The sequence below is a fragment of the Mycobacterium riyadhense genome (assembly GCF_963853645.1).
Taxonomy (GTDB): domain Bacteria; phylum Actinomycetota; class Actinomycetes; order Mycobacteriales; family Mycobacteriaceae; genus Mycobacterium; species Mycobacterium riyadhense.
Map to the genome: position 1 here is coordinate 4125779 of NZ_OY970456.1, position 21084 is coordinate 4146862.

Annotated in this window: 16 protein-coding genes; 5 read left to right on the top strand and 11 right to left on the bottom strand. The window is 63.7% G+C overall.

The genetic code is table 11. The annotated features are described in order from the left end of the window. Positions 1–27: 27 nt before the first annotated feature. From AADZ78_RS18175 to AADZ78_RS18185, 3 genes are read right to left on the bottom strand one after another with little or no spacing between them, the layout of a single operon-like run. The gene (locus AADZ78_RS18175; RefSeq protein WP_085250750.1) at positions 28–582 is read right to left on the bottom strand and encodes an FcoT family thioesterase; all 555 of its coding nucleotides are present in this window, start codon (positions 580–582) and stop codon (positions 28–30) included. Beyond that, complete coding sequence (gene scoE, locus AADZ78_RS18180; RefSeq protein WP_085250751.1) at positions 579–1448, bottom strand: (3R)-3-[(carboxymethyl)amino]fatty acid oxygenase/decarboxylase; 870 nt, start codon at positions 1446–1448, stop codon at positions 579–581. Before scoE ends, AADZ78_RS18175 begins: the two co-directional genes overlap by 4 nt. A gap of 60 nt (positions 1449–1508) precedes the next feature. Beyond that, positions 1509–2939, bottom strand: coding sequence for a PPE domain-containing protein (locus AADZ78_RS18185; RefSeq protein ID WP_085250752.1), 1431 nt, complete (start codon positions 2937–2939; stop codon positions 1509–1511). A 170-nt stretch (positions 2940–3109) separates the two neighbouring features. On the opposite strand from AADZ78_RS18185, the gene AADZ78_RS18190 reads away from it, so the two are divergent. The 3 genes from AADZ78_RS18190 to AADZ78_RS18200 all read left to right on the top strand — a co-directional run bounded on the left by AADZ78_RS18190 (position 3110) and on the right by AADZ78_RS18200 (position 5577). Beyond that, positions 3110–3916: a class I SAM-dependent methyltransferase gene (locus AADZ78_RS18190; protein ID WP_085250753.1), complete on the top strand. Its 807-nt coding sequence runs from the start codon at positions 3110–3112 to the stop codon at positions 3914–3916. A 139-nt stretch (positions 3917–4055) separates the two neighbouring features. Next, positions 4056–4916, top strand: a complete 861-nt coding sequence (locus AADZ78_RS18195) for a PfkB family carbohydrate kinase (protein ID WP_085250754.1) — start codon at positions 4056–4058, stop codon at positions 4914–4916. Positions 4917–4956: 40 nt separating this feature from the next. Continuing rightward, a complete protein-coding gene (locus tag AADZ78_RS18200) occupies positions 4957–5577 on the top strand; it encodes a methyltransferase family protein (protein ID WP_085250755.1) in 621 nt (206 codons plus the stop codon). A 69-nt stretch (positions 5578–5646) separates the two neighbouring features. Here the strand turns inward: AADZ78_RS18200 and AADZ78_RS18205 are convergent, their stop codons facing one another. After that, positions 5647–7689: an NAD(+) synthase gene (locus tag AADZ78_RS18205; RefSeq protein ID WP_085250756.1), complete on the bottom strand. Its 2043-nt coding sequence runs from the start codon at positions 7687–7689 to the stop codon at positions 5647–5649. Positions 7690–7756: 67 nt separating this feature from the next. On the opposite strand from AADZ78_RS18205, the gene AADZ78_RS18210 reads away from it, so the two are divergent. Further along, positions 7757–8602, top strand: a complete 846-nt coding sequence (locus AADZ78_RS18210; protein ID WP_085250757.1) for an NAD-dependent protein deacetylase — start codon at positions 7757–7759, stop codon at positions 8600–8602. An 80-nt stretch (positions 8603–8682) separates the two neighbouring features. Here AADZ78_RS18210 and AADZ78_RS18215 read toward each other — a convergent pair whose 3' ends face one another. The 5 genes from AADZ78_RS18215 to rplU all read right to left on the bottom strand — a co-directional run bounded on the left by AADZ78_RS18215 (position 8683) and on the right by rplU (position 13962). Continuing rightward, positions 8683–10479: an IS1634 family transposase gene (locus tag AADZ78_RS18215; RefSeq protein WP_420873311.1), complete on the bottom strand. Its 1797-nt coding sequence runs from the start codon at positions 10477–10479 to the stop codon at positions 8683–8685. 227 nt (positions 10480–10706) lie between these two features. Continuing rightward, complete coding sequence (proB, locus tag AADZ78_RS18220) at positions 10707–11825, bottom strand: glutamate 5-kinase (protein WP_085253215.1); 1119 nt, start codon at positions 11823–11825, stop codon at positions 10707–10709. Continuing rightward, positions 11825–13276 carry a GTPase ObgE gene (gene obgE / locus AADZ78_RS18225; RefSeq protein WP_085253214.1) on the bottom strand — a complete coding sequence of 484 codons (1452 nt, stop codon included), beginning with the start codon at positions 13274–13276 and terminating at the stop codon, positions 11825–11827. Before obgE ends, proB begins: the two co-directional genes overlap by 1 nt. Positions 13277–13366: 90 nt before the next feature. Continuing rightward, positions 13367–13636 carry a 50S ribosomal protein L27 gene (gene rpmA, locus AADZ78_RS18230; protein WP_085253213.1) on the bottom strand — a complete coding sequence of 90 codons (270 nt, stop codon included), beginning with the start codon at positions 13634–13636 and terminating at the stop codon, positions 13367–13369. 14 nt (positions 13637–13650) lie between these two features. Further along, a complete protein-coding gene (gene rplU, locus AADZ78_RS18235; protein ID WP_085253212.1) occupies positions 13651–13962 on the bottom strand; it encodes a 50S ribosomal protein L21 in 312 nt (103 codons plus the stop codon). 293 nt (positions 13963–14255) lie between these two features. On the opposite strand from rplU, the gene AADZ78_RS18240 reads away from it, so the two are divergent. Beyond that, positions 14256–15554 carry an integrase catalytic domain-containing protein gene (locus tag AADZ78_RS18240; protein WP_204080106.1) on the top strand — a complete coding sequence of 433 codons (1299 nt, stop codon included), beginning with the start codon at positions 14256–14258 and terminating at the stop codon, positions 15552–15554. Positions 15555–15694: 140 nt separating this feature from the next. Here AADZ78_RS18240 and AADZ78_RS18245 read toward each other — a convergent pair whose 3' ends face one another. After that, the gene (locus AADZ78_RS18245) at positions 15695–17839 is read right to left on the bottom strand and encodes a PPE family protein (RefSeq protein WP_085249490.1); all 2145 of its coding nucleotides are present in this window, start codon (positions 17837–17839) and stop codon (positions 15695–15697) included. 194 nt (positions 17840–18033) lie between these two features. After that, positions 18034–20841 carry an Rne/Rng family ribonuclease gene (locus AADZ78_RS18250; RefSeq protein ID WP_085249491.1) on the bottom strand — a complete coding sequence of 936 codons (2808 nt, stop codon included), beginning with the start codon at positions 20839–20841 and terminating at the stop codon, positions 18034–18036. Positions 20842–21084: the final 243 nt, after the last annotated feature.

The following is a 21084-nucleotide window of genomic DNA, read 5'->3' on the forward strand; positions in this document are numbered from 1 at the left end:
GGCTAGGGCTGTTCTCCTCTGAGCGGGTTACGGGATGTTAAGGGCCGCTAGTTCGATCTCGCCGAACGCGGCCCCGCCGTTCTCGTCCCAGAACTCGATGGCACACGGAACCAGCAGATAACGCCACGTTCGTTCGATGACCTGCAAATCTCGACACAGCAATCGCGCCGAGAATTTCTGGGGATTGATCGGCTTCTTGAATCGCGATGATGTTTTCCTGATCAGCATGCTGGCGAGCTGGTGCTGGAAATAATCTTCGATCGACCAGCCGCGGAGTGCAGGAATATCCTTGTTGATAATGGCTGGTGCGAACGCGCTGTAAGCGAGTTGATTAAAACACAGCAACAGTTCGACCGCATTGAAGTGTCCCGTACTTCTAATATAGGCGGGCTCACCAATCCTGAAATTGCCATACGCTAGGACCGAATCGGCGGTAGCCTTGGACTCTGCGTCGATGAGATAGCGGCATCCCTTGTAGGAGTAGGGCTCGAGCACTCTACTGAGCAGATCCTCCGCGATCGGAATTGTGTCTGCGCATTCCATCCCGGTCCGTGCGGAAGGCGTCGAGTCGGTGTGGCTCATACCGCATATCCCGGTGTTTTGAGGCCATCGAGCATCGTCAGACGGTAGGTCGTCAAAGTGCCCGTGGTTGTGCCGTGCTTCGCTCGGTGCATCAGAACCCGGTTGTCCCACAAGACAATGTCGCCAACCTCGTAGTGCTGCGTGTGGATGAACGGCGACTCGAACTCGGGATCGAGTTGCCCGGTCGCGGCCATGAGTTCGTCCAGCACGGCCGGATCGACAAGATTCCCGTCCTTGTCCTCGATTTTGGTGGTGCCCGACGCGCAGATGTAAAGGATCTCTTGACCGGTCTTCGGGTGCTTGATGACCGTGGGCCACTTTATTGGGGGCGTGGTCCGGCTGATCTCGTCCCAGACTTCTCCGATGGGCTTGTACACATCGCTTGGGCGGATCTTGATGTGGCGTCGAGGATCGTGGGTGCTGAATGTTCCGCGGACCGGGTCCCGCTTGGCAGCGGGCAGCGACTCCCACACCTTGGCCAGATCGATGAAATAGGTCCCGCGGTCCTGTCCAGGCACCGCCAGCGGCACCACCATAGAAAAGGCAAACGGTTGCGGCATGAACATGTAATCGATGTGCCAGAATGCGCCGGTTTTCGGAACACCCTGGCCTTCCTCGGTGGAAGAGACAAAGATCTCTGGATGATCCTCGTGATGATACATGGGCTCGTAATAGGGAATAATTTCTCCGATTATCTTCCCGAGTTTTATAAAGTCCTCCGGGGAGGGATTAACATCTTTGAGAACAACGAGTTTATTCTCGTAAACCACGTCGCGGATCTCGTCGCCAGAGATACTGCCCAGGTCTTTGGGATCGATCCCGGTGACCTGCGCACCGAGTCCCTCCCCTTTCACATTCAGCGCCATCGGCTCTGATCTCCTCATTCACTTCGTTTGGATCGCTCTCGGGATAGGTCGGAATGGTGACTAAGAGCTCCTCCTATTCGCCCCCGGTATTTCGTCGTCGGTTACCCAAGTAGCCGGGAGCAGAGGGATACCATGGCTTGCGCTGTCGGAGGAATGTTGGACCATTCCGGCGGCGTGGGTGCCAAGTCTGACGGCAGTGCCGGCAAAACCGAGCGGGCCGGCGCCTCGGCCGCTTGCCGTGGGTGAGTTGGATTCGGCGTGGGCATCGATGGCGTCGTCCATGGTGGCGGTCGCTTCCAGGAATTCGTCACGGTAGCCTCGTGCCCCGGCTCGGATGTTGCTGCGTCGTTTGCGGCGGGAGCGAGCGGGGGCCGAGTGCATTCTTGCTGCGGCGCTGGCTCCGATGGTGTCAGCAAGGGTGTCAGGCGATTTCGCGTCGGCGTTGGGGTCCGAACGAGCCCCCGGTGGCGCCAGGCCGGGCACGACGTAGCTGATGGCGGGTACCGATGGAGCGCCGTTCGCCTGAACCGACCCCGGTGTGCCCGGTGCCGAGTTGCTGGTTTGTGAGCCTCCGCTTGAGACCGCCGACGTAGCGGGCGCTACCCCCACGACCAGGTGTGGGCCAACTTGGTGGCCAGTGCTGGACGCTGCGAGACCGGGAAGCAGTCCGGCCGCCGGCCCAGTGTTCCACAAATAGCTGAGCGCACCCAAGGCGCTGAGTGCGCTTAGGGCAGGAGTGAAGAAGGGGAGCAACAGCAGAGAATACGAGGCGTAGTACGGGTACCAAAGAACGTCGTACAAGAACAACGCAATGACGGCAAGGACAACCGCAGCGGCGGGGCTCAGTCCGAGTCGTTCGAAAAACTCGAGGAAATACTTGTATGGATCGGCAATGAAATTCAGGATGTCCCTGATCAGTTGAGCTATTGAACTCAATGCGTCCAGCTGGCCACTTCGGGCTTCGCCACCGAGCGCAACGATAGGTGGCGCTGGTGGCGTGGGCGGTATTGCCGACGTCGCCGCCTCGGTAATGGCCTGGTAAGTAGCCATGACGTCGGCGGCTTGAATCCACATCCGGACGTAATCGGCTTCGTTGAGCGCGATGGGAACGGTGTTGATGCCGAAGAAGTTGGTGGCGACCAGGACACCGTGGACAGCATGATTGGCGGCCAGTTCGGTCAGGGTGGGCATGGCGGCGAGGGCGCTGCTGTAGGCGGCGGCGACCGTCTCGTGGCGTGCGGCGGTGACGGCGCTACCGATCGAGGCATGCTCGAGCCAGGCCAGGTAGGGGGTATGCGCGGCCACATACTGTGCGGCACTGTTTCCCTGCCAGCTGCTGGCCTGTACCTCGGCGAGCAGCTGGCTCAACTCGGCGGCTGCGCGACTGTATTGATTGCCGAGTTCTTGCCACTGCGCGGCGGCAGCAAGTATTGATCCTGGACCTTGTCCGGCGCTCAAGAGGGTCGAGTGCACCTCCGGAGGCATAGCCATCCAGATCGGGGCTAGCAGGGCTACACCTCCTTTTCGCGTCGCTTGCGGTGTAGTCGGCCAAGCGAGGCAGAAAGTTCCCGCGGCGCCAGAGATCGTGTGTGATCCTTGCCCGGAGCGGCGAGATTATGGGGAACGGGCCCTCGAGCTCTGCGCTATCTATAGTGCAATCCATGCCAGTCATTGACGCCCGTCATCTCGACGGCATATCCGAAACGGCGCTGCTTACACTGCACCAGCGAGCGACCGAGGCCACCCGACCCGACGGCGTCATCGACGACCCGATGGCTATCGCCCTGCGCGACAGCCTCGACTATGACTACCACCACTTCGGCCGCACCCACCAAGCCACCGCTCTGCGGGCCTTGGCATTCGACAACGCCTCCCGCGAGTACCTGGACACCTATCCGCGTGCCACCGTGGTCGCCCTGGCAGAGGGGCTGCAGACCAGCTTTTGGCGCCTCGACAACGGCGAGCTGACCTGGCTCTCGGTGGACCTTGAGCCGATCGTGCGGCTGCGCCAGCAACTGCTCCCGGTATCGAACCGGTTGCGCTACTGCGCCCAGTCCGCTCTGGACTACTCGTGGATGGACCGCGTCGACGACACCAACGGCGTGCTGATAACCGCCGAGGGCCTGCTCCAGTACCTGCAGCGTGATGTGGTGTTCGACCTAATCGCGGCCTGCGCCAATCGATTTCCCGGTGGCCAGTTGATCTTCGACAGCATTCCTTGGTTCTTGAGCGCATACTCGCGACGCGGCATCAAACTCAGCAAGCATTACACCGCACCCACGATGCCGTTCTCGTTCACCGCCAACCAGTACGACGAACTGCGTGCCATCGCCGGCATCCGCGCGATACGCGAGCTGCCGGCGCCAGCAGGGCGCGGCAAGTTGCTGCGGTGGGCCATTCCGCTGATCTACAGGCTGCCGCACCTCGACCGGCTCCGGGCCCCCACAACACTTGTCGAATTCGGTTGATTCGCCGGCATTCAGCACGCGCAAGGTTGACGCGCTTCAGGTGCGACGCATCGCACGCCAACCACATGTCGGCGAAAACTTTGTCGGACCTTGGAAGCGTCCGTTGTGAAAGTCGGCCAGACTCCATAACCTCGGCGGAATGGCGACGCGAGTATGCGTGGTGGGCAGCGTGAACATGGACCTGGTGTTTGACGTCGCCGCGTTACCACGCCCGGGTGAGACGGTGCTGGCTTCAAAGTTGACGCATACACCCGGCGGCAAGGGCGCCAATCAGGCCGTGGCCGCCGCGCGCGCGGGCGCGCAGGTACAGTTCGTCGGCGCCCTCGGTGACGACCCGAGCGCCGAGCAGCTGCGAGCCCACCTGCGGGCCAACGGCATTGGACTGGACGCAGCGATCCGGGTGCCCGGAGCGAGCGGAACCGCCGTCGTCATGGTCGATGCCGGCGCGGAGAACACCATCGTGGTGGCTCGGGGGGCCAACGCGGACCTAAAGGTGACCCGGATCCCGGCGTGCGATGTGCTATTGACTCAGTTGGAGATTCCGGTAACGGCAGCCCTGGCCGCGGCGCGGGCGGCCAGGGAGGCCGGAGCCGTCGTCATCGTGAATGCCTCACCGAGCGGCCAGGATCCGGACACCCTGGCCGAATTGGCCACCGTCGCAGACGTTGTGATCGCAAACGAGAGTGAGGCCGATGACTGGCCCTACCAGCCAACCCATTTCATAGTGACACTGGGTGCGCGCGGCGCCCGGTACGCCGGCCCGGACGGCAGATTCGAGGTACGCGCCCCGGCGGTGACACCCGTGGACACCACCGGCGCGGGGGACGTATTCGCGGGCGTGCTGGCCGCGCACTGGCCGCCCGACCCCGGTTCACCGCGCCAGCGACTGCGCGCGTTGCGGCGCGCCTGCGCGGCGGGTGCGATCGCGACTCTAGTGCCCGGCGCCGGGAACTGCGCGCCCGACGCCGAGGCGATCAACGCCGCCGTGCCGGACAACTAGCCGCTTTACGAACAAGAATCACGATGTACTGTTGTTGCTGATGCTTCGCGACACGACCGCGGCCGACATTGCCCTGGCGCTCTTGGTGGTTTTCAGTGTGCTTGGATTCGGTTGGCGCAGTTGGCTGCAGCATCGGCGCACCGGATCGGCCGGTTTTCGCGGCATCAGTGGCCCGGTCGGGTCGCCGGAATGGCTGGTCGGGTTCGGCTTTGTGGTCGCGCTGCTGGCGAGTGTGACGGCTCCGATCCTGCAGCGGTTCAACCTCATTGAACCCATCGGCGTCCTGCGCGCGATATGGCTTCAGATCGCCGGAATAGTCGTCGCGGTCGCCGGGATCGCGGCCACCGTCTATGCCCAGCTCGCGATGGGAGATTCGTGGCGGATCGGGGTTGACGAAGCGGAAGCCACCACGCTGGTGCAGGCCGGCCCGTTCGGGTTGGTAAGCAATCCCATCTATACCGCCATGTTCACCTTCTCCCTCGGGATTTCGCTGGTGACACCGAATGTTGTTGCGTTTGCCGGATTGATCTTGCTCGTCACCACGATCGAGCTGCATGTTCGCCTGGTGGAAGAGCCTTATCTGTTGCGCACACACGGCGATGCTTACCGCGCCTATACGGCTAAGGTGGGCCGCTTCATCCCCGGTGTCGGACGAACGTAGCGTCGAACGTCGACTTGTCGTTGCGCATCCGGCGGTTCCAGCCCAACAATTCGACGTTCGGCGCAAACCCTAACTTTCGGGCACGTCGCGTTCGATTTCGTCGAGCCAAATCCGCGCGGACATGTCCGACGGGGCGCGCCAATCCCCCCGCGGCGACAACGAGCCTCCATGTGACACCTTGGGCCCGTTCGGCAGGGCCGATCGCTTGAATTGGCTGAACGAGTAGAACCGCTGGACGAAAACCTGCAGCCAATGCCGGATCTCGGCCAGTGCATAGGACGGTCGTTTGTTCTCGGGGAAGCCGGGCGGCCAGGTGCCGCGGTCCGGGTCGCTCCAGGCGTGCCAGGCCAAGAATGCGATCTTGGACGGCCGGAAGCCGTACCGTAATACCTGGAACAGTGAAAAGTCCTGCAGGACATAGGGTCCCACCTTCGCCTCGCTGCTTTGCAGTTCTTCCTCTTCACCGGTCGGCACCAGCTCGGGAGTGATCTCGGTGTCCAGCACCGACTGCAGCACCTCGCTCACGTTTTCATCGAACTCCCCCGCCGCGATGACCCACCGGATCAGGTGCTGGATCAGCGTCTTGGGCACCCCAGCGTTGACGTTGTAGTGCGACATCTGGTCGCCGACACCGTACGTCGACCAGCCCAGCGCCAGCTCGGACAGGTCACCCGTGCCTAGCACGATGCCGCCGCGCTGGTTGGCCAACCGGAAGAGATAGTCGGTACGCAGGCCGGCCTGAACGTTTTCGAAGGTGACGTCATACACCTTCTCGCCACGCCCGAATGGATGACCAATCTCGTGAAACATCAGTTTGGCGGTGTCGCGGATGTCGATCTCGGAGAAGGTGACACCCAGCGCGCGTGACAACTTGATCGCGTTGTTCTTGGTGCGCTCGCCGGTGGCGAATCCGGGCAGCGTGAACGCCAGAATGTCGCTACGCGGACGGCTTTCGCGGTCCATGGCGCGGGCCGCGACGATCAGCGCGTGTGTTGAGTCCAGCCCCCCGGACACCCCGATGACGACCTTCGGGTAGTCCAGTGCGCGCAGCCGCTGCTCCAGTCCCGACACCTGGATGTTGTAGGCCTCGTAGCAATCCTGTTGCAGCCGTTGCGGATCGGCCGGGACGAAGGGGAACCGCTCAACATTGCGAAACAGTCCGATATCGCTGGTGGGTGGATCGAGCCGAAACTCGATGCGGCGGAACGAATCCGCCAACGCCCGGTGGTGACGCCGGTTGTCGTCGAAGGTGCCCATGCGCAGCCGCTCCGATCGCAGCAACTCGATGTCGACGTCGGCAACCGAACGGCGCTCTCCCCGGGGGAAGCGTTCGGATTGCGCGAGCAACACCCCGTTCTCCCAGATCATCGTCTGACCGTCCCACGCCAGGTCGGTCGTGGACTCACCCTCGCCCGCGGCGGCATAGACGTAGGCGGCCAGACACCTTGCCGACGCCGAGCGTGCAAGCAGGCAGCGGTCCTCGGCACGACCGATGGTGATCGGGCTGCCGGACAGGTTAGCGAGCACCGTCGCACCCGCCAGCGCGGCCTCCGCGCTGGGCGGCACCGGGACGAACATGTCCTCACAGATTTCGACGTGCAACACCAATCCGGGCAGGTCCGACGCGGCGAACAGCAGGTCCGGGCCGAATGGAACCTCGGTGGCGCCGACACGAATGGTGCCACGCTCGTCGTCTCCGGGCGCAATCTGACGATGCTCGTAAAACTCCCGATAGGTGGGCAAGTACGACTTGGGGGCCACCCCGAGCGCGACACCGCGATGGATGACGACAGCGGTGTTGTAGATACGGTGCCCGTGGCGCAGTGGCGCGCCGACCACCAAAACCGGTAGTAGCCCGGCGGACGCGGCGACGATCTCGCGCAGCGCTGCTTCGACGGCGTCCAGCAGGGCATCCTGCAGCAGGATGTCCTCGATGGAGTAGCCCGACAGCGTCAGCTCGGGAAAGACGGCCAGCGCCACGCCGTCGTCGTGGCACTCGCGCGCCAGTCCCAGGACCGCTGCGGCATTGGCCGCGGGGTCACCAATCGTGGTGTGGTGCGTGCATGCGGCGACGCGCACGAACCCGTGCTGGTATGCGGAATAGAAGCTCATCGCCCTCTATTGTTGCGTGGCCGGGCCCAGACGCCGAATTTTCCGCCAAGGCCCCTATGCTCGGCTTGTGGATTCGCCCGAACTTGTCGCGGTGCTGACCGGTCGCCGCATCGCCGTGTTGACCGGCGCGGGGATCTCCACCGACTCGGGCATTCCGGACTACCGTGGCCCCGATTCGCCGCCCAGCAACCCCATGACCATCCGCCAGTTCACCTCAGATCCGGTGTTCCGGCAGCGGTACTGGGCACGCAATCACGTTGGCTGGCGGCACATGGACGACACCCAGCCAAATGCCGGGCATCGGGCGCTGGCCGCGCTCGAGCACGCCGGCCTGGTGACCGGCGTGATCACCCAAAACGTTGACCTGCTGCACACCAAGGCGGGCAGCGCAAATGTGGTCAACCTGCACGGCAGCTACGCGCAGGTGACGTGCTTGACCTGTAGCTACACCATCAGCCGAGCCGCGCTGGCCGAACGGCTCGAGGCACTCAACCCGGGATTCATCGAGCGCGCCGAGGCCGTTGGCGGGCTGGCGGTGGCGCCGGACGCGGACGCCGTAGTCGCCGATACCGCCTCGTTCCGCTGTCTCGACTGCCCGTCCTGCGCCGGCATGCTCAAGCCCGACATCGTGTACTTCGGCGAAACCGTTCCCAAAGAGCGTGTGGCTCAAGCTTATTCACTTGTCGACCAAGCTGACGCGCTGTTGGTCGCGGGCTCGTCGCTGACCGTGTTCTCTGGCTACCGATTCGTGCGTCACGCCGCGGCACTCGGCATCCCCATCGCGATCGTCAACCGGGGCCGCACCCGCGGCGACGACTTGGCCACCGTCAAGGTCGACGGCGGGTGTTCGGAGTTGCTGGTACTGCTGGCCAACGAGTTGCGGGAAGCACTTTCGGCGATACCCCGGCGCTAGCCCGAAGTTAAGGTTGTTGAACTAGGTGAATTCCCTGGTTGACCTGGGGATTGGCTGGTTTGGGTGGGTGGTGGTTCTGGCTACGCGGCGATGGTGAGGGGGATCGGAGCGTCAATGAGGTCGAAGGCGCGGCGCTGGGTGGGGGTGGGCTCGGTGAGTTTGTCGATTTCGATGTTGGTCTGGTGGTAGCGGATCCGGTCGCGGGTGAGGGTGGCCAGGTGATTGAGCAGGTCGCGGAAGCTTCGTACCGGGTTGCCAGCCGCGTCGTGTTTGGTGGAGGCTTTGGCGTGTGCGGCTGGGGAGCGCTGCGCGGGGGCGACGGGGTTGTCCCGATGCGGCGGTGTTTCGTCGGTGAATGTCAGTGGCGCCCAGGCCTTGCGCAGGTGCCAGATGAGGTAGCAGGCCAGCATGCAGATCAGCACGTGGGCTTTGACGCGGTCCTCGAGGCGGTGGTGGATGGGGCGTAGGTCGAGGTCGTCGGTCTTGATGATGCGAAAGTCGCGTTCGATGTTGGCGAGGTTTTTGTAACCCTCCACCACGGCGGCGGGGTCGAGGACCTTGGTGTTGACGCTGGTGCGCAGCACGTAGATGCCGTCGAGGGCGGCTTGGGCGTCGATGGCGGCCTGGTCGCGGTGGTAGGTGAACTCGGTGTCGGTGATCGTGAGGTGGAAGAGCTGGCCCACCTTGAATTTTCCGCTGACCTTGCCGACTGCGATGCCGATCTTGTCGGCGCCGGACAGGGTGGCTTTGGTGACGCGTTGGGCGATGTGGGCCAGTTCCTTCTCGGTGGCAGCCAGCAGGTCGTGGCGTTTGCGGGCACGTTCGGCGGCCAGGGCGGGGTTGCGGCAGGCGATCAGCCGTTCACCGGGGTAGTCGGGGTGGGTGATCTCGGCGAGGTCCTGGGTATCGAACAGGCTCATCTGCAGCGGCCCGTCGTCGCGGGCGAGTTTGGCGATCGCGGGTGCGCGTAGCGCGGTGATCCAATCGAAGGCGGTTGGGGTGTCGGGGTTGTCGTTGAGTTCGCGCAGCGCGTCGATGCGGGCGGTGGTGATCATGCCGCGATCGCCGACCAGCACCAGCCGCTGGATGGCGAGCTTGTCCTTGATCACCTGCACGATCTGGGTGAACGCGGTCGGGTCGGCGGTGGCACCGGAAAACACGCGCACCGCGACCGGGCGGCCCTCAGGGTCGGTGAGCACCCCGTATTCGATCTGCTCGCAGCCCTTCTTGCCGTCGCGGGAGTAGCCGCGCGCGGCCAGCTCGCAGCATCGGCCGGTCACCCACGAGGAAGTCAGGTCGAACAACGCCATCCGGCCCGGGTTCACCGACTCGTTTAAATGCTTTGCCGCCAGCTTCTTTTCGATCCTATCCTGTCGGTCGGCCAGCCAGTCCATCCCGGCGTAGATCTCGTCGGTGGAGGCCTCGGCCACCCCCAAATCGACGCCGAGGGTGGTGTTGGGCCACCACGACAGGGTGGACAGCTTCGACTTGGGCCGCACCACCCGCGAGATGATCAACGCGAGCACGATATCGCGGGCTCGGCACGGCGGGCCCAGCACTGCGGCCAGCTCGAGCTTGCGCGCCATCGCGGCCACCGCCGCCACGTCCCCGTGTGGCAGCGACCGGGACTTGCTGAACTCGGAGCCGGCCGGCACCAGCGTGTGGCCCTTCAGCGTCGCCTCGATCGCATCGACGGCCTGCGGCGGCAGCATCGACAGGTTGGCCACGGTCTCGTTGCGCACCTTGGCCCCGTCTCGGTAGGTGCGGCGCAACAGTACAGACTCATAGACGCGCTCGTGGCCTTGCTTATCCACGTGAGTCTTCTTAACTCTGACTACGTGAGCTTTGCCGGTATTGCGTGGCACACCAAGAATCATAGCTGGATTCCGCTGCATTGATAGAAACGACACGCATCTATTCGTGACTACATATGAGCACACAACAACGCCCATATTGTCAGTTCAGACCACCAATACTCAGTCAAAACCATCGCAACTTCGGGCTAGCAGGAGCAGGGCAGCTAGGCAACCTAGCCGGCGACCAGGGCACAACCGGTCAACAGGGCAACCTCGGCTTTCCCAGCTGACCCGTTACGACGCGCACATCACCGCGCTGCGCACACCGCAACCAGGTCGTCGGCGTGCACCGCGGGCCGGCGCATCTCGCCGGGCAACTCGGACGTGGACCGGCCCATCATGCCGGCAAGTTCGGTCGCGTCGTAGGCAACCACGCCACGGGCGACCATGGCCGCGTCCGGTCCCACCAATTCGACGACGTCGCCGCCGAAAAACCGGCCCGACACCGCCGTGATACCCGCCGGCAGCAGCGAGCGGCGTTGCCGCACGACGGCGCGCACCGCGCCCGCGTCCAGCGTCAGCGAACCCGCAGACTCGGCGGCGTAACGCACCCAGAACCGGCGCGCCGACATGCGCTCGGAGCGGGCGGCAAACACCGTCCCCACCGACGCGTCAGTGAGCGCGGTCGCGGCATCGGCGGCCGGCGCCAACAGCACCGGCACCCCGGCATCGGCGGCCAGCAACGCCGACGACACCTTCGACGCCATGCCACCGGTACCCAAATGGCTACTGCGGCCGGCGATTACACCCGCCAGATCCGCCGGCCCGGACACCTCGGGAATAAACCGGGCGCCGGCCTTCTTTCGCGGATCAGAGTCGTAGAGGCCGTCGATGTCAGACAGCAGGACTAGGGCGTCCGCACCCACCAAATGGGCCACCAACGCCGAAAGGCGGTCGTTGTCACCGAAGCGAATCTCGTTGGTGGCCACCGTGTCGTTCTCGTTGACAATCGCCACCGCATGCAGCGACCGCAACCTGTCCAGGGTGCGCTGGGCATTGGTGTGCTGCACTCGCATCGAAATATCGTGTGCGGTCAACAGCACCTGGCCCACGGTGCGGCCATACCGGGCGAACGCCGCGCTCCACGAATTCACCAGCGCGACCTGGCCGACGCTGGCCGCAGCCTGCTTGGTAGCCAAATCATTTGGGCGACGGGATAATCCGAGCGGTTCGATGCCGGCGGCGATAGCGCCCGAGGACACGATGACGACGTCGGAGCCGGCCTTCATGCGCGCCTCGATGGCGTCGGCCAGCCCGGCCAGCCGGCTGGCGTCGAACATTCCCGTTGCCGTGGTCAGCGCCGTGGTCCCGACTTTGACGACGAGACTGCGGGCGGTGCGGACGCTTTCCCGGTGCGAGGTGGTCATCAGACTCCACCGTTTTGAGGACCGCGTTCCCGGCGCTGCCGCCGGGCCGCCTTGCGTTCGGCGGCACCGACCCGCTCGTTGCGTTCCAGCCGCGCATCGCTGCCGCGGCCGGACATCGCGACGTGATCTCCGGCGGGGGTTTGTGGCTCCCAGTCGAAGGTCATCTCGCCGATGGTCACCGCGCAGCCGGGTTTGGCGCCGAGTCGCAGCAGTTCCTCCTCGACGCCCAGGCGAGCCAGGCGGTCGGCCAGATAGCCGACCGCTTCGTCGTTGTCGAAGTTGGTCTGGCTGATCCACCGCTCGGGCCGGGCGCCGGTGACCACGAAGCCGCCCTCCCCGTCCGGCTGGACCGTGAATCCGCTGTCGTCCACGGGCACCGGACGAAGCACCGGCCGGCGCGGCACCGGTTCTGGCCGCGCGGCGTTGTATTCGGAGACCATCTGCCACAGCCCGAAGATCAAGGGCTGCAGGTTTTCCCGGGTAACGGTCGACACGCAGAACACCGGCCAGCCACTTTCGGCGATCTCGTCGCGGACGAACTCAGCAAGCTCGCGCGCCTCGGGGACGTCAATCTTGTTGAGCACCACCGCACGCGGCCGCTCCGCAAGGTCGCCCAGCGTCGCGTCCCCGCGCAGCGTGGGCGTGTAGGCCGCGAGTTCTGCTTCCAGCGCGTCGATGTCGGAGATCGGGTCGCGGCCCGGCTCACCCGTGGCGCAGTCCACGACATGCACCAGCACCGCGCAACGCTCGATGTGCCGCAGGAAATCAAGGCCCAGACCGCGGCCCTGCGACGCGCCCGGGATCAAACCGGGAACATCGGCGACGGTGAACGCGTGCTCGCCGGCCGAGACAACGCCGAGGTTGGGGACCAGGGTGGTGAACGGATAGTCGGCAACCTTCGGCTTGGCCGCCGAAATCACGGACACCAGAGAGGATTTTCCGGCCGATGGGAACCCTACCAAGCCGACGTCTGCGACGGTCTTGAGCTCCAGCGTGAGATCGCGGGACTGCCCCGGCTCACCGAGCAGGGCGAAGCCGGGCGCCTTGCGGGCGCGTGATGCCAGCGCGGCATTGCCCAGTCCGCCCCGGCCACCGGCAGCGGCTTCAAACCTAGTGCCCGCGCCAACCAGGTCTGCCAGCAGCCGGCCATTTTCGTCCAGCACCACGGTGCCGTCCGGAACCTTGACTTCCAAGTCCGCGCCGGCGGCGCCGTCACGGTTGTTGCCCATCCCCTGCTTGCCTGACGGCGCCGTGATGTGCGGACGGAAATGGAAATCCAGCAGCGTGTGCACTTGCGGATCGACCACGAATACGATGCTGCCGCCCCGGCCGCCGTTGCCGCCGTCGGGACCGCCCAGCGGCTTGAATTTCTCGCGATGGACCGAAGCGCAGCCGTTACCGCCGGAACCCGCTCTCGTGTGGATGACGACCCGATCGACGAACCGAGGCATCGAGGTCCCTCTCAGCTGTCCCCTTCGCCGAACGTGCAGCCAGCGCGAGATTTGCCTCGAATTCCCGCGGTGAGTGCACGCTCGCGACCCTCAGTCGGTCGCCTGTCCGGCGCCGCCGACGATGCTCACGGTCTTACGTCCGCGCTTGACGCCGAACTCCACCGCCCCGGCCGCCTTGGCGAACAAGGTGTCATCGCCACCGCGCCCGACGTTGACGCCCGGATGGAATTTGGTGCCGCGCTGGCGGACCAGGATCTCGCCGGCCTTGACTACCTGGCCGCCGAACCGCTTGACGCCTAGCCGCTGAGCGGCGGAATCGCGACCGTTACGCGAGCTGGAAGCGCCCTTCTTGTGTGCCATGTCTGTCGCCTCCGCTATTTGATGCCGGTGACCTTCAGGATCGTCAGCTGCTGACGATGCCCCTGGCGCTTGTGGTAGCCGGTTTTGTTCTTGAACTTGTGGATCCGGATCTTGGGGCCCTTGGTGTGTTCGAGCACCTCGCCGGTCACCGCGACCTTGGCCAGGGCCTTGGCGTCGGTGGTGACTTTGGCGCCGTCGACGACCAGAGCGACCGGCAACGACACCTTCGCCCCGGGCTCGGATTCGAGCTTCTCGACCTTCACCACGTCGCCGACAGCAACCTTGTACTGCTTGCCGCCGGTCTTGACGATTGCGTAGGTCGCCATCGTTGCTCCTGCCTTAACTCTGGTCAGCCGTTGCTCGGTGCGTTGCGCGCGGGCAACCGGCGGTGCGCGTGGTGGGTCTTGGGGGCCGCGGGTCCGAGCCTAACGAACCAGCCGAGCCCCGCTGTCACCGGCTGAACAGCCTGTCGACAACTCACCCAGGCTACGTGACCAGGGCCTACAGGGTCAAACCGGCGGCTTGACTCACGAAAACTGCCCGCGAAACACCCTCGGTGCCTCAGATAAGAATGCCCGCGAAATGGTGACCCTCGTCAGGCATGGGAAGTGGGTTGTCGATGGCGTCTCGGGGCGAGATCACCACGAAGTACGCCAAGGCGTATGTGAAGGCGTCGAAAAAGGACAAGGGGCTGATTTTGGATCAAGTGATGTCGGTGACGGACTGGTCACGCGATAACGCCCGCCGGCGGCTTACAGGAGCGGCGAAACGGCGGGCCGGGACGGGCCGCGGGGTCGCTGCACGGCCCCGTAAGCCGCGGACCCCGAAGTACTCCTATGACGCGTTGAAGGTGCTGCAGAGGGTGTGGGCCGCTTCGGGTGGGCAGTGCGGGAAGTACCTGGCCGCCTCGATGGCGTTGCAGCTCGACGGGTTGCAACGGCACGGCGAGTTGGTGTTCGGGCGTGACCGCTACAGTCCCAAAGTGCGCCAGGAACTGCTGGCGATGAGTGCGGCCAGCATCGATCGTTATCTGAAGACCGCGAAGGCCAAGGATCAGATATCGGGTGTGTCGACAACGAAACCCTCACCGCTGCTGCGGAATTCGATCAAGGTCCGCAGAGCTGGGGATGAGGTGGACACGGAGCCGGGGTTCTTCGAGGGTGATACCGTCGCCCATTGTGGGCCGACCCTCAAAGGGGAGTTCGCCCGCACCTTGAATCTGACCGATGTGCACACCGGGTGGGTGTTCACCCGCACGATGCGCAACAATGCCCACACCCATGTGCTGGCCGCGCTGCGTAAAGCTGTCATCGAGATTCCTTACGCGGTAACAGGTTTGGACTTTGACAACGGCACCGAGTTTCTCAACAAACCAGTGATTAACTGGGCCGGAGACAAAGGGATCTACTTCACCCGCTCGCGCCCGTACAAGAAGAACGACCAGGCCACTATCGAGTCGAAGAACAACCACCTGGTCCGCAAGTACGCGTTCTACTACCGCTACGACACGCCCGAAGAACGCGCTGTGCTCAACCGCCTATGGCGCCTGGTCAATGACCGGCTCAACTACCTGACTCCGACCATCAAACCCATCGGATACACCAGCACTGCCGACGGGCGCCGCCGACGCTGCTACGACGCCCCGCAAACGCCGCTGGACCGGCTGCTGGCCGCCCAGGTGCTCTCCCCGGCTCAGCGGGCCGAGTTGATCGCCTACCGTGACAGCCTCAACCCCGCGGAGATCGGCCGTGAGATCGCCGACCTGCAGAACCGGCTTGTCCTGCTAGCCAAGCAGAAAACCGAGCAGCTCTACCTGGCCAGCATCCGCACCGCCCTGCCCGACATCCGCAAAGGCGTCCGGATCAAGGCCAGCCGAACCGCCCCTCGGTTTCGCGGGCATTCTTATGTGAGGCATTGACTAATTTTCGCGGGCATCTTGATCTGAGGCATTACAACCGGCGTTGACTCATCCTGAATGCCGCCGGGCCAAAGAGCTTGCGCCGAGCGGAAACCTCCGAAGGGGCCCGTGGCTAGCTGACCTGCAGCTCAGCTGGCCCGTTACGAATGTCCGTACCCCGAGTGGCCGTCACCCGTGTTGCCGCCGCCAGAGTTGCGGCTGCCATTGTTAGCGCTACCCGAATTCAAGGAACCGCCCGAGTTTCCGCTGCCCGAGCTCAGCTCACTCGTGTTTCCGGTGCCCGAGCTCGCCAGCCCCGAATTATTCTGACCCGAATTAAAGCTCGAGCCGTTTCCGGTGCCAGAAGTCGAACCGCCATTGTTGCCGGACCCCGAGGTTTCAGAACCAAAGTTACCACTACCCGAATTGCCTAGCCCTGCAACGTTATTGTTATTGAAACCGGAGTTCCCCGTACCGACGTTCCCCTGGCCGGAATTTGGCCCGGGACCATTACCCGTGTTACCGGTACCTGTGTTGAGGGCGCCCGAGTTGAAGTCACCGGTATTAATGGAACCGGAGTTACCGCCGCCAGTGTTGGTGTTGCCCGAGTTATTGTCACCCGTGTTAACGAAACCCGCATTCCCGCTGCCGGTGTTGAAGTTGCCTGAATTATAGTTACCCGTATTGTAACTACCCGCGTTTCCATTACCGGTGTTGCCATAACCCGCGTTGTAATCACCCGTATTATTAACGCCTGAATTGAAATTACCCGTGTTAAGATCGCCGCTGTTTCCGAAGCCGGTATTTAAACTGCCCGAGTTTCCGGAACCGGTATTGATGCTTCCCGAGTTAAAGGAACCGGTGTTTGTATTGCCCGAGTTGAAGCTGCCGACGTTGTCGGCGCCCGAATTAAAGAGGCCCCAGTTTCCGAAAAGCGAACCCGAGCTCCCGCTGCCCGAGTTCCCAAGCCCAGTGTTTACGAACCCCGAGTTTAGGGCACCCAAGTTTTCTTGACCCGAGTTTCCCGCGCCGTGGTTGCCGAAACCCGCATTAAAAAAGCCAGAATTGCCTTGGCCAGAGTTAAACAAACCGCTGTTACCCACGCCCGAGTTCAGGCCGCCGAATCCGATCTGATTATTGCCGGTGAGCCCAATGCCGATATTATTGTTACCGGTGTTTGCTAAACCAATGTTACTGTTCCCGGTGTTCGCGAAACCAAGATTATAGCTACCAGCATTTGCGAATCCCAGATTTACGCTGCCATGGTTCCCACTGCCAATATTGTTATTACCCAGATTTGCATCGCCAAAATTGAACCAACCCGAGTTTCCATTACCGATGCATGCAACGCCCGAGGTTCCATTTCCCACAATAAATTGACCAGAACTCCCACTGCCAAAAATGGCAACGTTTAAGAAGTCGCCCGCTTTCCCACTTCCGAATCCAAAGTAAAGCAGACCGTTGTTTCCGAAGCCCACGCTGAGAACGCTGACATTGCCACCGCCTAGACTCAATCCTCCGGAGTTGCCGCTACCGAAGTTAAGCACTCCGTAGTTTCCGTTACCGAAATTCAGATAGCTCCGTGACCTGGGGGTAACTATGAAGAATGCGCCGTTTCCGCTGCCGACATTTCCACCGCCAAAGTTTCCGCTGCCCAAGTTGAAGTCACCGAGATTTCCGCCGGCGAGGTTTCCGCTACCCGTGTTCCCGTTGCCCAGGTTGAAGTAACCGTTGTTTCCGCTACCCACGTTGAAGACGCCCTGGTTACCCACCGGCCACGACAAGGTTTGGAGCAACCGCTGCCACGGCGTCACCTGCGCGGCGACCGCCGAAGCTGCACCATGATAGCCAACCATCGCAGCCACATCCTGGGCCCACATCAGCTCGTACTCGGCTTCGGCCGCCGCGATCGCCGGGGCGTTCTGCCCCAACAGATTCGACAACGCCAGCGACACCAGCCGAACACGATTTGCCGCAACCACGCCCGGATGCACCATCGCCGCCTGCGTCTCCTCAAACACCCCAGCTGCCGCCCGAGCCAGACCAGCGGCTGCCTCCGCCAGCGTCCCCGAGGCGCTCAACCACGCCACATAGGGCGCAGCCACAGCGGCCATTGACAGCGACGCCCCACCCCGCCAAGACTCACCCACCACTGCCGAGGTCACAGACGCGAACGAAATGGCCGCGGACTGCAGTTCGACGGCCAACCCGTCCCAAGCAACTGCCGCCTCCAGAAGCGGCCCGGATCCCGCGCCGAGATGCAAAAGAGCGGAATTGACCTCCGGCGGTAACACCACAAAGCCCATTGCAAAGCTCCTCCCGCGCGTAGAGCTTGGCCAACCACCCGCAAACCAACGCTCGATCGGGTCGTCGCTAAACACTGCTGCTAAGCAGACGAATATAGCCACGATCCATCCAAGGAGTCACAGATTCCGCAAATGCCTGAACATGATCTGACACAAGCGCCACTCCGCTGAACACGGTAGAACCGCATGCAGGCTCAGTCGACGTGGATCGGCGGCCCCGCAGGCCTGCCCGCCGCACGCCGACGGCGGGAGGGCTCGGGAGCCAACGCGGCCTCGCCGCGCATGCCGGGGCCGTCCGCACTTTCCGCGATGTCGGTGTCGGAGCCTTCGTCATCGACGTCCGACTCGTCGAGGTCGTCCTCTAGGTCGAGGTCTTCGTCGACGTCGAGGTCGTCGTCATCATCGAGGTCCTCCCCGTCGTCGTCGAGCTCGTCCTCGTCTTCGTCGGTGTCCTCAGCGTCCTCGGCGTCCTCGGCGTCCTCGAAGTCTTCGGTGTCGTCGAGGTCAGCGGGAAGCTCCCCTTCGGTCTGCTCGTCGAGCTCCTCCGCGAGCTCCTCGGCGAACTCCTTGACGGCGACGTCGGCTTCCTCGTCACCGCGATCAGCCAACGACCCCGCGGCCATCGCCTTGAACATCGGATGCTCGCCCGGAGCGTGTACCGGAACCTTGACCACCGCCGGTTCTTCGGCTCGGGTCTTTTTCGACCGGCGACCCCGGCGTCCACCCGATTCAGACTTGCGTCCGGTCGCCGCGGCCGAATCGACAGGGTCGGCGTGCAGCAAGATCCCGCGACCGGTGCAGTTGGGACACGATGTCGAGAATGCCTCGATCAGACCCGTTCCCAACCGCTTGCGGGTCAGCTGTACCAGGCCCAGCGACGTCACCTCGGACACCTGATGACGGGTGCGGTCGCGGGCCAGCGATTCCGTCAGCCGACGCAACACCAAATCGCGGTTGGACTCCAGCACCATATCGATGAAGTCGATGACCACGATGCCGCCGATATCGCGCAGCCGCAGCTGTCGCACGATTTCCTCGGCCGCCTCCAGGTTGTTCTTGGTGACCGTCTGCTCGAGGTTGCCCCCGGACCCGGTGAACTTGCCCGTGTTGACGTCGATCACCGTCATCGCTTCGGTCCGGTCGATCACCAGCGTGCCGCCGGACGGCAGCCATACCTTGCGGTCCATCGCCTTGGCCAGTTGCTCGTCGATGCGATGCACCGCGAACACATCCGGTCCGGTCTCCCCCTCGGCACCCGCGGCCTGTTCGTACTTGCTCAGCTTCGAAACCAGATCGGGGGCAACGGAATTGACGTACTCATTGATGGTGTTCCAAGCTTCGTCTCCGGAGACGATGAGCCCGGCGAAGTCCTCGTTGAACAGGTCACGAATCACCTTGACCAGAACGTTGGGTTCCTCGTAGAGGGCCACCGCGGCACCCGCGGCCTTCTCCTTGGTCTCGGCTGCCTTGGCCTCGATCTGGTTCCAGCGCTCCTGCAGCCGGCCGACGTCAGCGCGGATGTCCTCTTCTTTGACACCCTCGGACGCGGTGCGAATGATGACGCCCGCGTCGGGCGGCACCACCTCGCGCAAGATCTCCTTAAGCCGTTGGCGTTCGGTGTCGGGCAGCTTGCGACTGATTCCCGTCGACGACGCACCCGGCACATAAACCAGGTAGCGACCCGCCAGCGACACCTGCGTGGTCAGCCGCGCGCCTTTATGCCCGACCGGATCCTTGCTGACCTGGACGACGACATAGTCGCCGGGTTTGAGGGCCTGTTCGATCTTGCGGTCGGCCCCGCCCAGTCCCGCGGCTTCCCAATTGACCTCACCGGCATATAGCACGCCGTTGCGGCCACGGCCGATGTCGACGAACGCAGCTTCCATCGACGGCAGCACGTTCTGCACGATGCCGAGGTAGATGTTGCCCACCAGAGAGGCAGAGGCGGCGGAGGTTACAAAGTGTTCCACCACGATGCCGTCTTCGAGCACCGCGATTTGGGTGTATCGCTCGCCTGGGTGCGGTGGCTCGGTGCGGACTCTGTCGCGTACCACCATTACCCGCTCGACGGCCTCGCGACGGGCCAGGAACTCGGCCTCGCTCAACACCGGTGGGCGGCGCCGTCCGGCGTCGCGCCCGTCGCGGCGGCGCTGCCGCTTGGCTTCGAGCCGAGTCGAGCCGTCGATGCCCTTGATCTCGGTGCCACCGCCCTCGCCGCTGTCCGAGTCGCCGGACTTACCGGCGCGCGGCGCACGTTCGTGCACAACGGTGTTGGGCGGATCGTCGGGCGCCGGCCCGTCGTCGTTATCTTCGCCAGCAGTCGACTTCCGGCGCCGCCGGCGGCGCCGACGACGATTGCCGCCTTCCGCCGAACCGTTCTCTTCCTCGCCGTTGTCGTTATCTTCGGAGTCGCTGCCATCGACGTATTCGGATTCGGCGGATTCCGCTCGTGGCCGCTGGTCAGCTTGGCCGTCGCCGTCGTCATCCTGACCCTGACCATCAGATCCGCCCTGCTCACCCCGTCCACGACCACGTCCCCGGCGGCCACGACGCCGCCGCCTGTTGGCCGGGCGATCGGTCTGCTCGTCGTCTGCTCCGAAGTCGTCGGCATCGTCGGCGGCGGAGTCGTCGCCAGCGTCCTCATCGGCTGCGACCGGTTGCGGAGAAACAAACAGCGGCATGTAGTGCGGCCGCTCTATGGCCGTCTCCGGCGCCCGCGACTCGGGTTCCGCGACTGCGGTAGGCGCTGGACTGCCGAAGCCCGGGATGTGCTCTAAGGGTTTGGCGAATAGCAGATCACGTACCCGCAGTGCATCTTCAGGGTCCACACCGGAGTGCACATTGCGAATCTGCACGTTGAGCTCGCTGAGCGCTTCCAGCACCTCACTGGTGGTGTTACCTAGCGCTCGGGCGAGCTGATGGACTCGCATGCGGCGGTCCGGCAGTTCGTCGTCCTGGGTCGACTCGTTTGCTGGGTTTGAAGATAGGGCATCGTCTACCACGTATTCTCCTCAAGCCCCCGGGCGCGTCCTATCGACGCGGCCACGCGAGGGCTTCGCTATGTGCCCGGGTTACTTCTCCCGAGCTTGTGATGGTCTCGCCCCGAGCGGCTCTGGGAAGAACACACTCGGCGCCGTACTGAATGACGGCTCGACATGCCGCGCCGCATCGCGGGTTGGCGATGGTCGCGCTTGTCTAAGTCTTCATTCGGGTGTCTGACGCCGGTTCGGCGACGTTCACCCGCA

Coding starts and splice junctions, on each gene's coding strand:
- AADZ78_RS18190 (WP_085250753.1), top strand. CDS start 3,110: ATGCCAGTCATTGACGCCCGTCATCTCGACGGCATATCCGAAACGGCG.
- AADZ78_RS18205 (WP_085250756.1), bottom strand. CDS start 7,689: ATGAGCTTCTATTCCGCATACCAGCACGGGTTCGTGCGCGTCGCCGCA.
- scoE (WP_085250751.1), bottom strand. CDS start 1,448: ATGGCGCTGAATGTGAAAGGGGAGGGACTCGGTGCGCAGGTCACCGGG.
- AADZ78_RS18175 (WP_085250750.1), bottom strand. CDS start 582: ATGAGCCACACCGACTCGACGCCTTCCGCACGGACCGGGATGGAATGC.
- AADZ78_RS18200 (WP_085250755.1), top strand. CDS start 4,957: ATGCTTCGCGACACGACCGCGGCCGACATTGCCCTGGCGCTCTTGGTG.
- AADZ78_RS18215 (WP_420873311.1), bottom strand. CDS start 10,479: ATGATTCTTGGTGTGCCACGCAATACCGGCAAAGCTCACGTAGTCAGA.
- proB (WP_085253215.1), bottom strand. CDS start 11,825: ATGACCACCTCGCACCGGGAAAGCGTCCGCACCGCCCGCAGTCTCGTC.
- rpmA (WP_085253213.1), bottom strand. CDS start 13,636: ATGGCACACAAGAAGGGCGCTTCCAGCTCGCGTAACGGTCGCGATTCC.
- obgE (WP_085253214.1), bottom strand. CDS start 13,276: ATGCCTCGGTTCGTCGATCGGGTCGTCATCCACACGAGAGCGGGTTCC.
- AADZ78_RS18195 (WP_085250754.1), top strand. CDS start 4,056: ATGGCGACGCGAGTATGCGTGGTGGGCAGCGTGAACATGGACCTGGTG.
- AADZ78_RS18240 (WP_204080106.1), top strand. CDS start 14,256: ATGGCGTCTCGGGGCGAGATCACCACGAAGTACGCCAAGGCGTATGTG.
- rplU (WP_085253212.1), bottom strand. CDS start 13,962: ATGGCGACCTACGCAATCGTCAAGACCGGCGGCAAGCAGTACAAGGTT.
- AADZ78_RS18245 (WP_085249490.1), bottom strand. CDS start 17,839: ATGGGCTTTGTGGTGTTACCGCCGGAGGTCAATTCCGCTCTTTTGCAT.
- AADZ78_RS18185 (WP_085250752.1), bottom strand. CDS start 2,939: ATGGCTATGCCTCCGGAGGTGCACTCGACCCTCTTGAGCGCCGGACAA.